Origin of the sequence: Halomonas sp. QHL1 (genome assembly GCF_001882345.1) — a bacterium.
GTDB lineage: Bacteria > Pseudomonadota > Gammaproteobacteria > Pseudomonadales > Halomonadaceae > Vreelandella.
In genome coordinates this window covers 2,407,416-2,420,011 of record NZ_MINL01000001.1, presented here as the reverse complement: position 1 = coordinate 2,420,011, position 12,596 = coordinate 2,407,416, and the positions used below count along the sequence as shown (strand labels likewise).

7 protein-coding genes and 1 pseudogene are annotated in these 12,596 nt (G+C 53.0%); 5 read left to right on the top strand and 3 right to left on the bottom strand.

All coding sequences use genetic code 11. The features are described from left to right. The first annotated feature begins 329 nt into the window (after window positions 1-329). Genes QHL1GM_RS10995 through QHL1GM_RS10985 form a run of 3 tightly spaced genes read left to right on the top strand, consistent with a single transcriptional unit; the run spans window position 330 to window position 6,113 of the window. Complete coding sequence (locus tag QHL1GM_RS10995; protein WP_071694520.1) at window positions 330-1,583, top strand: aspartate aminotransferase family protein; 1,254 nt, start codon at window positions 330-332, stop codon at window positions 1,581-1,583. Continuing rightward, window positions 1,580-4,783: an FAD-binding and (Fe-S)-binding domain-containing protein gene (locus QHL1GM_RS10990; protein WP_254795293.1), complete on the top strand. Its 3,204-nt coding sequence runs from the start codon at window positions 1,580-1,582 to the stop codon at window positions 4,781-4,783. The genes QHL1GM_RS10995 and QHL1GM_RS10990 overlap by 4 nt, the downstream gene beginning before the upstream one ends. Beyond that, on the top strand, window positions 4,752-6,113 hold the full coding sequence (locus tag QHL1GM_RS10985) for a VOC family protein (protein WP_071694519.1): 1,362 nt from the start codon (window positions 4,752-4,754) through the stop codon (window positions 6,111-6,113). The genes QHL1GM_RS10990 and QHL1GM_RS10985 overlap by 32 nt, the downstream gene beginning before the upstream one ends. 112 nt (window positions 6,114-6,225) lie before the next feature. On the opposite strand, the gene QHL1GM_RS10980 is transcribed toward QHL1GM_RS10985, so the two are convergent. Further along, window positions 6,226-7,503 (bottom strand): ISL3 family transposase, encoded by a 1,278-nt coding sequence (locus QHL1GM_RS10980; RefSeq protein WP_071694518.1) that lies wholly within the window; start codon window positions 7,501-7,503, stop codon window positions 6,226-6,228. Between the two features lie 9 nt (window positions 7,504-7,512). Here QHL1GM_RS10980 and QHL1GM_RS10975 point away from each other — a divergent pair, with 9 nt between their 5' ends. Then, window positions 7,513-7,842: a universal stress protein gene (locus QHL1GM_RS10975; protein ID WP_071694517.1), complete on the top strand. Its 330-nt coding sequence runs from the start codon at window positions 7,513-7,515 to the stop codon at window positions 7,840-7,842. 61 nt (window positions 7,843-7,903) lie between these two features. Here QHL1GM_RS10975 and rnk read toward each other — a convergent pair whose 3' ends face one another. Together rnk and gdhA are read right to left on the bottom strand one after the other, a co-directional pair. After that, window positions 7,904-8,317: a nucleoside diphosphate kinase regulator gene (gene rnk, locus QHL1GM_RS10970; RefSeq protein WP_007112484.1), complete on the bottom strand. Its 414-nt coding sequence runs from the start codon at window positions 8,315-8,317 to the stop codon at window positions 7,904-7,906. A gap of 110 nt (window positions 8,318-8,427) precedes the next feature. Next, window positions 8,428-9,769 (bottom strand): annotated as a pseudogene (gdhA, locus tag QHL1GM_RS10965) (NADP-specific glutamate dehydrogenase). Between the two features lie 1,323 nt (window positions 9,770-11,092). On the opposite strand from gdhA, the gene QHL1GM_RS10950 reads away from it, so the two are divergent. Beyond that, window positions 11,093-12,595: an SrfA family protein gene (locus QHL1GM_RS10950; protein WP_071694514.1), complete on the top strand. Its 1,503-nt coding sequence runs from the start codon at window positions 11,093-11,095 to the stop codon at window positions 12,593-12,595. The last annotated feature ends 1 nt before the right edge of the window (window position 12,596 follow it).

Here is a 12,596-nt window from a genome sequence, read left to right as displayed (position 1 = left end):
ATCTAGCTCGACAGACAAAAGAAATTAAGTTGCGTACGCATTCCATTTTGTCATGAAAGGTGCTTTTAAGGAATCCCTTATGTAATTAATAATCTGTGTTTTATATCAGCGCGTCCGACACCGTTTTTTCTTTTTTTAGTCTGTATGGCGTAATAGATGGCTGCAGTAAGTGGCTATGCTGAGTTGCTGTTGTTCCTGTTTCTAAATCAAGTGTCTATTTCCCATACATTCCTGCTTGGCATGTATTTGGTGTTTTTTTTCGTTTGTGATCTGCTGTATGAACCTGTTTGATAAGTGAATATACGGCAATTTCAGGAGCGTTTACGACGATGGACCTTCCCTACGTCAGCAGTGCATTAGGCATCCTTCATCCGGTTTGTATTACTAAAGGGCGTAATGCAGAGGTATGGGATGAGGCGGGGCAGCGTTATATCGACTTTATCGGTGGTATTGGTGTGCTTAACCTGGGGCATGGCCACCCAGCGGTGGTCGAGGCCGTCAAGGCGCAGGTCGATACCCTCATGCATTCAGCGTTTAATGCATTGCCTCACCGTGGCTACCTTTCTGTCGTAGAGCGCCTTGATCAGTTTGTGCCAGTTTCTTACCCGCTTGGATGCATGTTGACGAATAGTGGCGCGGAAGCGACAGAAAATGCACTGAAAGTCGCCCGTGGTGTCACTGGTCGCCAAGGCGTTATTGCCTTTGACGATGCTTTCCACGGTCGCACGTTGGCAGCACTCAATTTGAACGGCAAAGTTAAACCCTATAAAGCAGGATTAGGAGCGCTTCCAGGCCCCGTTTATCACGTACCGTTTCCTAGCCAAGATAGTGGGGTATCCGCCGAGCAGTCGCTGGCTGCGTTAGAGCGTGTTTTTGACGTAGAGATTGCCCCCAGCGAAGTGGCCTGTTTCATCGTTGAGCCTATTCAGGGAGAAGGCGGATTTCGCTTACTTTGTCCCCAGTTTGCCAAAGCGCTGCGGGCAATCTGTGATCAGTACGGCATTATATTGATTTGTGACGAAATCCAATCAGGTTTCGGACGAACCGGTATGCGCTTTGGTTTCAGTCACTTAGGCATCGAACCCGACCTACTTCTACTAGGAAAAAGTATTGCCTCAGGTCTTCCACTCGCCGCCTTAGTAGGTCGTAAAGAGTTAATGGATGCATTACCCAAAGGCGCGTTGGGAGGCACTTATTCGGGTAATGCGGTGGCCTGCGCAGCCGCATTGGCGGTGATGGATATCATGCAAGACGAGGCGCTAAGCACTTGGGGTAAGGCCCAAGAAGCGGCGATTGTTAGTGCTTGCCAGCGCTGGAAGGCAAGCGAGCGCTTCCCCATGGTGGGGGCTATGACAGGTATAGGCGCGATGCGCGGCATCGTCTTTGAAGACACTGAAAACGCAACGGGTGCGGAGCACTTAGCTAACTTGTTGGTAGCCGGTCGTGATGCCGGAGTTTTATTAATGCCCAGCGGTCGCAAGCGTAATGTCTTACGCTTATTACCACCGTTGACTACCGAACCAGAAATCATGACAGAGGGGCTAGGGCTCATCGAGCAGGCGCTGGAGACGCTCAAGGCATGATCGCAATGGTCAGTGAGGTGGCACTGCGAAGAGGGTATGTGGCGTTTCTCGAAGCCTTGCGCGGCCGCGATTTTGAAGGTGAAATCGCCCCAGATTACGCTAACCGCACAGTGCTGGCGACGGATAACTCGATCTACCAGCGCCTGCCCCAGGCGGCGGTCTATCCCAAGCATGCCGAAGATATAGAGCGCCTCACCCGGCTTGCTGCGCAGGCTACCCATCGGGGTATTGTGTTAACCCCTAGAGGCGGCGGTACCGGCACCAACGGTCAGTCGCTCACCGACGGCATCGTGGTGGATGTCTCCCGCCATATGAACCAGATCATTGAGATCGATGTGGAAGCACGACGGGTGCGCGTTCAAGCCGGAGTAATCAAGGATCAACTTAACGCTGCGCTCAAGCCTCATGGGCTGTTTTTCGCTCCGGAGCTTTCGACCTCCAACCGCGCCACTATTGGCGGCATGATCTCTACCGATGCCAGCGGCCAGGGCAGCTGCGAATACGGCAAAACCCGTGATCATGTGCTGGAGCTCGATACCATTCTGATCGGCGGAAAGCACCTGCATAGCCGTGCGTTAACGCAGGATGAAGAGCAGGCTGAGTGCCAACAGGAAGGTATTCTGGGCCGCGTGCATACCACCGCCGCCGACATTATCGACCAGCAGCGCGACTTGATTGCAGTCAAGTTCCCGCCGCTCAACCGCTGCTTGACCGGCTACGACTTGGCCCACCTGCGCGATTGCGAGGGGCAGCTCAACCTCAACAGCCTGCTGTGCGGCTCGGAAGGTTCGCTGGGCTTTTTGAACGAAGCGGTGCTGAACGTGCTGCCAATTCCCAAGCACTCCACCCTGGTCAATGTGCGCTATACCAGCTTTATGGATGCGTTGCGGGATGCCAAAGCGCTGATGGCCGCTAGCTCTTCACAAAACCAGCCGCAGGCGCTACAACCCCAGCCGCAGGCGCTGCGCCCCACTTCTATTGAAACCATCGACGACACCGTGCTACAGCTGGCCATGGAGGACTTCGTCTGGGACAGCGTGGCGGAGTTCTTCCCGGCGACCGCTAACACGGCGATTCGCGGCATTAACCTGATCGAATTTAATGACGACGATGAGAGCGCCCTCGCCGAACGAGTGCGCGCCTTTACCGAACACCTAAGCCAAGACACCACCGTAGAGCGGCTGGGTTACACCCTGGCAGAGGGGCGCAGTCAGATCCAGAAAGTCTACGGTATGCGCAAACGCTCGGTGGGTTTGCTCGGCAATGTGCAGGGCGAGAAACGGCCGATCCCGTTTGTGGAAGACACCGCCGTGCCGCCGGAGCACTTGGCGGACTTTATCGCCGAGTTCCGCGCCGACCTGGATGCCCGAGGGCTCTCCTACGGCATGTTTGGCCATGTCGACGCTGGCGTACTGCACGTGCGCCCCGCCATCGATATGAAGGATCCCGAGCAGGAAAAACTGATTCGCGCGGTGTCCGATGAAGTGGCGGTGCTGACCCAGAAATATGGCGGCCTGCTGTGGGGCGAACACGGCAAGGGCGTACGCTCCGAATATTCGCCTAAGTTCTTTGGCGAACTCTATCCCAGCCTACAGCGGGTAAAAGCCGCTTTCGACCCCTATAACCAGCTCAACCCTGGCAAGATCGCTTCGCCCGCCGAAAGCGGCGAGCTAATCGCCAAAGATAGCGACCCCGATCTGTTGAAGGTTGATGGCGTGCCCATGCGCGGCCAGTTTGACCGCGCCATCGACGAGCGTGCCTGGCAGGCCTACGACGCCGCGGTGTACTGCAACGGTAACGGCGCCTGCTACAACTACGACCTTGATGACCCCATGTGCCCTTCCTGGAAGGCGACGCGGGATCGACGCCACTCGCCCAAAGGCCGCGCCAGCTTGATCCGTGAGTGGCTGCGGCTGCAGACCCAGGCGGGGATCGACGTCGTTGAGGAGTCTCGTAAGAAGAAAGCCGAAGGCGGCTGGGGCTTTATTAAAAGCTTTCCGCTACGGGTGGCGAACACCCTAAGTCGCCAGCAGTACCACGACTACTCCCACGAAGTGTATGACGCCATGGCGGGCTGTTTGGCGTGTAAGTCCTGCGCGGGGCAGTGCCCGGTTAAGGTCAACGTCCCCCAGTTTCGTTCGCAGTTCTTGGAGGTCTACCATGGCCGCTACCTGCGCCCGATTCGCGATTACGTGATTGGCGGCACTGAATTTATGCTGCCCGCCCTGGCCAAGGCTGCGCCGCTGTATAACGCAGTGATTGGCCAGCGCTGGGTAGAGCAACTGATGCGCCGAACCTTGGGCATGAGCGATTCACCGGCGCTTTCACGAGCCAGCGTCAAAAAACAGCTCAACGCCTGGGGCGTCGCCGAGGCAACGCCGCTCTCGCTGGCCCTGTTAACCGAACAGCAGCGCGCTAACAGCGTGATTATTGTGCAGGACGCCTTCACCACCCACTTTGAAGCCAAGCTGGTGATGGACGTGGTAGAGCTACTCTCGCGTCTCAATCTACGCGTATTCGTGATGCCCTATTCGGCGAACGGCAAACCCCTCCAGGTGCAGGGCTTCTTAGGCGCCTTTGAACGCACCGCCGCCAAGCAGGCCGAGCGTCTTCGCACGCTGGCCCGTTTTGATATCCCCATGGTGGGCATCGACCCGGCGATGACGCTCACCTATCGCCAGGAGTACATCAAAGCGTTAGGCAATGAGGCGGTGCCGGAGGTGCTGATGCTGCAGGAGTGGCTGGCGACCCGTATTAACACGCTAGCGCCCAACCAGCTTAAGCTTACCGACCCAGGCTTTAAGCTGCTCTCCCATTGCACCGAGAAAACCAACGCACCAGGTAGCCCTAAAGCATGGCAGCAGGTGTTTGCGGCGTTTGGGTTAGAGCTTGAGCTGATGGCCACCGGCTGCTGTGGTATGTCAGGTACCTATGGCCACGAAACCCGCAACGCCGCCACGTCCAAAACTATCTACGCCCAGTCGTGGCAGCCCCAGGTGGAGGCAGAGGAGAACGCAGGCAAGTTGCTAGCCACGGGCTATTCCTGCCGCAGCCAGGTAAAGCGCTACTCAGCGGAAGCTCTGGCCCATCCTATTCAAGCGCTATTGGCGCTATTGAAGTCGGTATCTCATCCTTATCCCAACAATATATGTAAGAGAGGGCAACGAAATGACCCAACCGAACCAGCTTTCAACCAATGATGTTCGCGACCGTTTCTCTAAAGCTATGTCGGCCATGTATCAAGCCGAAGTGCCGCAGTACGGCACGCTGCTTGAACTTGTCGAGCGCGTTAACCAAGAAATGCTTAGCCGGCAGCCTGAACTGCATCGCCGCCTGGAAGCGCAGGGTGAATTGGCTCGTTTGAGTGTAGAGCGCCACGGGGCCATACGCGTGGGAACCGCTGCAGAGCTTTCCATGTTGCGCCGCCTGTTTGCCGTCATGGGTATGTACCCGGTCGGTTATTACGATCTTTCTGAAGCGGGAGTGCCGGTTCACTCAACCGCCTTTCGGCCCATCGAAGATGACGCGCTGGCGATGAACCCTTTTCGAGTTTTTACCTCGCTACTGCGTTTAGAACTCATTGAAAGCGATGCACTGCGCCAGCGTTCAGAAGAAATTCTGTCGAAGCGCGATATTTTTACCCCAGGGGCGCGCGAGCTTATCGAGCGTCATGAAACTCAGGGTGGATTAACCAGCGAAGAGGCCGACCAGTTCGTAAAAGAAGCCCTGGAAACCTTCCGTTGGCACCAGGATGCGACGGTCGATTTGAATACTTATCATGCGCTTCATGATGAGCACCGTTTGATTGCTGATGTGGTCTGCTTCCGTGGGCCGCATATTAATCACTTGACACCGCGCACCCTGGATATTGATGAAGTACAGCGCCGCATGCCGGATATGGGCATGAACCCTAAAGCCGTCATTGAAGGGCCGCCGCGCCGTGAGTGCCCCATTTTGCTCCGCCAAACCAGCTTTAAAGCATTAGAAGAATCAATTCGCTTTGCCGGTGATGCGCAAGGCACCCACACCGCTCGTTTTGGTGAAATTGAGCAGCGTGGTGTAGCGCTAACGCCGAAAGGTCGTGCGCTTTACGACCAGTTGCTTAATGAAGGTCGCAAGCAAACTGCAGGACTGGATAACGACGCCCACCAAACGGTTATGAAAAACGTATTTGCCAAGTTCCCGGATAACGACGAGGCAATGCGCTGTGAGGCGTTAGCGTATTTTCACTATCATCTGACTGAGAAAGGGCAGGTCGCTAAAGGTGATGGTAGTGCCGATATTAATGCGTTAATCGCACAGGGCCTGGTGGAAGCACAGCCGATTACTTATGAAGACTTTTTACCAGTCAGTGCGGCGGGTATTTTCCAGTCGAACCTGGGTGGCTCGGAGAGCGAAACTTATGCCGGGAATGCTAATCGCGATGCCTTTGAAGAAGCGCTGGGTGCTCAAGTAACAGATGAACTATCGCTCTATGCAGAACGAGAAAACGCCTCTAAAGCGAAGGTGTTAATAAGTTTAAACGGCTAATCCTTCATTTATAATCAATATGCAGCACATTCTTGTGTTGCATATTGTATTTAAATTCAGATGATTGAGTTCCGACGATGAATTGAATCATAAAAAAAGGTTCTTCGTCACTTCATGTGGATTTGGCCTGATCGAACAGGCGGCCCACCGGGCTGCCAATCAGGTAGATCATGGCGATGAAGTTAGCCTCGTTCCGATAGCCACGTGCGCGTGACCGTGCCGCCTGAAACAGGCCGTTCATCCCTTCCAGTCTTGCGTTCGTCAGTTCCGAGTGCCAGCGTCTGATCACTGCGTCGGCGTGCCGCTCAAGCGTTGCCAGGGCCTTCCCCATCGGCTTCAGTAGTGGCTTTTCAGAAACCGCCGCCTGCATGACCTTGAGGTAATTCGTGATGCGCCATCGAGCCGCTCTGGGCGTCGGTGCTTTCTGGATCCAGCGTAGCTTCTCCTTTATTACCCAGGCATCGGCAGTGGCGCTCTGATCGGCCACCAGCTCCTGGAGCGCCACCAGCTGTTTGGGTGTCAGGTTCTCGTTGTCCAGGTTCTTCATCAGTGCCCAGCGTAGCGACTTGGGGTGTCCCTGCTCGCGGCGCTCTTTCTTGCGTGCCTCGTCCAGCCGCTTGGTGAAGGTCTGCACGATATGGAACCAGTCGACCGTTACCTCGGCCTTGGGAAGGTACTCGGTCACGCCGCTGAGGAAGGCTGGCGACATGTCACAGACGACCTCGACCACATTGTCCGTATCGCCGCCATGGGCCGCCAGGAAGGCGCTGAAAGCCTTGATGGCGTCCTTGCCGCAGCCTGGCACGGCAAAGATAACCGGTTCCCGCTTGCGCTGCATATCGAGGAACACCGTGACGTAGCGATGACCGCGCCGGGACGCGGTTTCATCCACGCCGACAGTCGCCACATTGGACACGTCCAGTTCCCCCAGCATGCGGCCCACGTAGTGATGCACGATGCGCCATAGTCGTTTGTCGGAAATCTCCAGCAGCCGGGAGACGGCCAGCACCGGCATCTCCTTGACCAGTGACATGGCCGCTTGCTCGAACAGCAGCGTGAAGTCGCTGCGCGGCCGCGCCCAGGGCACCTCTATGCGTTTGATGCCATGTTCAGGACACTTCGTGCGCGGCACGCGAGCATGCAGATAACAGTGATGCTGAAAGAAGTTCAGATGCCGCCAGGTTTTGTCGGCAAAGTCATGAGCTTGGCAGGCCTTACCACATTCCGGGCAGGGATAGAGACTGCCGCGCTCCGCCTCGACATAGAGATCCAGGCGGTGGGGCGACACGGCGGTATCCAGGTGCTGGTCCTTGAGGATCCAGGGCGCTTCCAAGCCCAGGCCGAGCGTTAGAATCTGGGTGCCATTCCACACCCAACGTCGAAGAGCCATCTTTTACATGTGCCAGAAACGCTTGCCTATACGACCACGCTGGTATGGGGCATTGGTGCTATTGATGCCAGCGCTAACCTCGCTGAGCGAGAGAAATCGGGCGAGCAATTGCTGGTACAGGCGTTTAGTTCAGCGCAAGAAGAAGGCGTTCAGCATACTGAAAAGCTGCTTACTCAAGGTGATCCGGTTCGTGTCATTTTAGACACCGCTAATACCTATAACGTTGATACTATTGTGATGGGAAGTCGAGGTTTAAGTGACTTGGCTGGTGTTGTGATTGGTAGCGTCTCGCACAAGGTGAGCTATTCAGCGAAGTGCCGCGTCATTACGGTGAGTTAGTAACCCAAGCAGTATTTGCTGTTCATCATGAGCTAGCGGAGCCAGCTCTCTCTACCGCAACCTATCGGTGAAACTGCTTTTCGCGCTCGGGCTGCCAATAAATAGCGTCGATACGCAGCCGTGTTTCGGTATTATTCGGCAGCGGCCATTCGATGATGTCGCCCACTTTGAGGCCGATCAGTGCCGCGCCAATGGGCGCCATGACCGAAATGCCATCCGCTACGCTTTCCAGGGAGTGCGGATAGACCAAGGTTCGAATCATCTTAAGTCCGCGGGTGAGGTCGGTGAAGCGAACCTGGCTATTCATACTGACCACGTCATCCGGAATATCCTCGGGGTCGCAAACTTCGCCTCTTGATAGCTCTTCCTCAAGTAACTGAGCCACGGCCATGTCTTTAGCGGATGCATTGTCAATCAAGCGCTGGAGACGCTCGGCATCGAGACGATTAATAATAATGGCAGGACGTTGTCCCATAATGATGCTCCCTAGTAAGTAATTAGTTTAAACCAATAAAAAACAGCCCTTTCCAATAAAGGAAGGACTGCGTGCTTTTAAAGTATAAGCGATTTATAAAATAAAGACGATCAGGTGACACCTTGTTCAATCATAGCGTCAGCCACCTTTCTGAAGCCTGCAATGTTAGCGCCTAGTACCAAATTGGTTTTATCCCCAAACTCTTCGGCGGTGTCGGCACACTGGCGGTGAATATTAGCCATAATCTGTTTTAATTTCTGGTCGACTTTTTCCATCGACCACTGCTCCATGCTGCTATTTTGCGCCATTTCTAACTGACTGGTAGCAACGCCACCTGCATTGGCCGCCTTGCCGGGCCCATAGGCAATTTTAGCGTCTAGAAACAGGTCGACGGCCTCTTTGGTAGAAGGCATGTTGGCCCCTTCACTAATACACGTTATGCCATTAGCGAGTAGGATTTCCGCATCGCTTGCGGTCAGCTCATTCTGCGTCGCGCAGGGGAAGGCCGCATCGGCATGAATACGCCATACGGCATGCCCAGCTTGGGGGTAGTCACGTGCAGAAATGTAGTGCGCCTCGGGGTGCTCATGTAAGTAGGCTTCTAACGAGGTGCGCTGCACTTCTTTGAGCTGTTTGAGTAAGCCTAAATCAATGCCGTTTTTATCGTGAACGGTGCCCCGCGAATCGCTGCAAGTGATCGGTTTAGCGCCCAGTTCGTATAGCTTCTCAATGGTATAGATGGCTACATTGCCAGCGCCGGAAACGAGGCAAGTCTTGTCGCGCAGCTCTTCTCCGCGGGCAGCCAGCATGTTTTGTGCAAAGTACACCGCACCGTAGCCGGTGGCCTCTTTACGGCCTAGCGAGCCTCCCCAGTTAAGACCTTTGCCGGTTAGCACGCCTTCATAGTGGCCGGTAAGCCGTTTGTACTGACCAAAGAGCACGCGTACCGACCCCGATATCACCAGCTGGTACATCGCAGTGGGGGCCAATATGACGGTATAGCTCGCTCATGAACGCCTGACAAAAGCGCATGATCTCGTTATCTGATTTTCCCTTGGGGTCAAAATCGGAGCCGCCTTTCCCGCCCCCGATTGGCAAACCGGTTAACGCATTTTTAAAAATCTGTTCAAAGCCGAGAAATTTTATAGTGCCCGAGGTAACGCTGGGGTGGAAACGTAAGCCGCCCTTGTAAGGGCCAAGGGCCGAGTTGAACTGTACGCGATAACCTTTGTTGACCCGTACTTTCCCAGTATCATCTACCCAGCTTATCCGGAACATAATTTGCCGTTCGGGCTCGACTATTCGCTCAATAATGCTGTGTTGGTGATAGTAATCACTCTGCTCGATTAGCGGGCGCAGGCATTCGAGCACTTCTTCGGTGGCTTGATAAAATTCTGACTGTGCAGGGCTGCTTTTATTAAGTCGTGTCAGGGTATCGTGAACGTAGGGCATCGGAGCATATCATCATAGTTATTCAACAGAGTATTGGCTGGCCAGAGCGTTGGAATATTTAACTGGCAGCATGCTTCTGTGCATAGCCTATGCAGGTTCGGTATGGATAAATATGATGGAAAATTTAGACTAAAGCATTACTCCTGCCTACTTTTATTTTGAATTTTTAGAAAAGAAGTAAACGGTTAATAAACGGTAGCTATTAGTTGGTGGTTTCAATATTAATCGTTAGGTAATTTATTTAAATGTAAAACTGTTTAATTTCTAATGTAATTATTGTTTAGTAAAATTAATGAATATTTTGATCACATTCAAGAAAGATAGTATGAAATTATTAGGAAGAATAAGCTAGAAGATAATTTTAACAAATAGGCTAAAAACTTCAGCCATTAAAAGCGATTTTTCCAGCTAAGAGCTATTTAGTAACGTAGAGTCTTCTGAAGCAGTGCGTATTAACTGCTACATAGAAATGCGGTGGCGATTCATCTTTCCACCACATGTCCATTTGCAATAAACATGTGGTGGAAAGATGATTGATTACGAGCTCATAGCGTTTTCTGATTTCCTATTGAGTCGCCAAAACCGGGCAACGTAACACAGTCTTTAAGAACGGCAGTAGTGCATGAAATGATAATCGATCGCAGCAAGCGATGGTGAGTTAAGCGAGTAGCGGCATTTAATTCTCTGAATTTTTCCTAGGTATTCTTAAATTTATAAAGTAAATAATATAATATTTATAGATGAACATAAATAAATTGACGCATAAAAGGTAGGCTGTTTCGATAAAATGTTTGTGTTTTCATGTAAGTATTTTGTTTTTTTGTGTATATTTGAATGTTTTTTATTGCTTGGCGTATTGCTAGCCCAAGCTAGCTCCTTCGATGCCCACAGTTTCGAATTAGATATGTGTGAAACAATCATAATGCTCTTGATCGATGATGAAGACGCTCTAGATGTACGCATGTGACCCCATAGGCCCCTTCGGTGGGTACTTTGCTTCCCCCTATTTTGTTGGATTAGAAAACTTCTAAAAAAGACTGTTTATTTACTAAATAGGATTAGGTAATATATTGGCGATTCATAAAAAAGTCTTAGGCAGTAGAGAGCTGTTCTGACAAATATTGCAGCGTTCCAATAAATTACGTCTTGAAGGTTAAAAATATAGAGTTTGTAAAGGGTGAAAATTATAAAAATCTGTTGGGCTATTTGAAAAGAGTGTCTTAAAAAGGCATCGCTTAGCCAATCTATTTCTGAAAGATACATATCCTATTCTAATCATCAGTGCCAAAAAGTGCTGAATGATAAAAAATCTAGGGAACAGGCATGCAGGGCGCATTGCTACGCAGCGGTAAGAGTGAGCAGTTTTCAGCATTGGGGGAGACCGGGCAGCCAGTTTTTCGTTCGGCTCTTCAGCTTCGTGAATCCATTCGTCGTGAAGCGCGTAAGCGGCGCCAGACGCAAGAACCTGACTTCCCGCGTATGGAGCGGCATCTAGCGATTCCCCAGAGCGATCAGCAGGGCGAGCTACTGGACTGGTATAGCGGAATGGAAGGCGATGTCATTCCCTGGAGTGCCGCTAGTGAAGAAGAACGAGCGCCCGCTCGGCAGGAGTTGCGTCACTTTGAAACCTTTCTTGATAGCTTCAGCGATTCTTCGTTGGCCAAAGCAGAGGGGGCTCATAATGACCGGGGCGTACTGGCCAAATTACTTAAGCAAGTCATTCGAATTCCCGACCAGGATTATGTTTATCTCGTCAATGGCACGCCAGTGCTTACCTTTTGGGGGTTTGAGCATCCCGATGCCAAGCGTACTACCGACCCCTTACATTTCCTTTATCCGCAAGATCCAGCTGCCGAACCAGTGCCAGCGCCAGTCCCGAAGTCGGCAATGCCGCTTGCAGAAGCCACCCCGGTTGGACCCGTCATCGAACCGGAATCCGTATTGGAGGAACGCCGCCCCTGGTGGCGACGCTGGTGGCCACTAGCCCTCCTGTTGTTATTGTTGCTGCTCTTGTTGGCCTTTTTTGGTCTGCGCAGTTGCGCGCCACAAGCCAACCTGCCTGTGGTTGGGTCTGGCAATTTTCAAGCTCCTGATTTCCAGGTGCCTGAGGTAAGCCTGAACAACCTGCGCATGCCTACGTTACCGACTCTGAATTTCCCTGCTACCTCCTTACCGGATCTTTCCAATCCGCATTGGTGGGGCGGCGCTGCAAGCAGTGGGATGGCACTTGATGGCGGAGCGCCAGATCTTGGCATGCCGAAGACGGGCTTGCCTGAAGGAATACCTGCGTTGCCTGAAATCGGTGATCCGGCAAGTGAATTGCCAGCGGATATAGCTCCTTCCGAACTACCGATCGAGGGAAACCTGGCTGAGGCGCCGGTGGCACCGCCCGAACTGGGGCAAGAGACGTTGCCAGCGAATGCCGAGGCATCACCTTCAACAACATTCGAGCCACTTAATATTCCCCCCCAGACTGAGGATGGTCCAGCCACTTTCATGAACGGTAACTGGCGTGCGGCAGGCGTCATGGATAGCGAGACGGGGCGGCCGTTGCGCGTTTCCTACGCATTTGAGCAGGGCAAGGGGCAAGTACAGCTGCGCCATGCTGGTGACCAGGGTGGCGTTACCTGCACCGGCCCGATAGAGGCGGCAATGCAAGACGGCTCGCTTTCGATACAAAGCCAAGGGCAGGCCAGTTGTGAAGATGGCAGCCTTTACGATATGCCCGAAGTGCTGTGTGAGCAGGGCGCTACCGATATGGCCGACTGCGCTGTCAGCTACGCCAACGAGACCTTTCCCATGCAAATGTGGAAAGACAACGAATAAC

What these genes read in the sequence shown, in the direction of transcription:
- rnk (WP_007112484.1), bottom strand. Translation starts at nt 8,317, where the DNA reads ATGGGACAACGTCCTGCCATTATTATTAATCGTCTCGATGCCGAGCGT.
- QHL1GM_RS10990 (WP_254795293.1), top strand. Translation starts at nt 1,580, where the DNA reads ATGATCGCAATGGTCAGTGAGGTGGCACTGCGAAGAGGGTATGTGGCG.
- QHL1GM_RS10950 (WP_071694514.1), top strand. Translation starts at nt 11,093, where the DNA reads ATGCAGGGCGCATTGCTACGCAGCGGTAAGAGTGAGCAGTTTTCAGCA.
- QHL1GM_RS10995 (WP_071694520.1), top strand. Translation starts at nt 330, where the DNA reads ATGGACCTTCCCTACGTCAGCAGTGCATTAGGCATCCTTCATCCGGTT.
- QHL1GM_RS10980 (WP_071694518.1), bottom strand. Translation starts at nt 7,503, where the DNA reads ATGGCTCTTCGACGTTGGGTGTGGAATGGCACCCAGATTCTAACGCTC.
- QHL1GM_RS10985 (WP_071694519.1), top strand. Translation starts at nt 4,752, where the DNA reads ATGACCCAACCGAACCAGCTTTCAACCAATGATGTTCGCGACCGTTTC.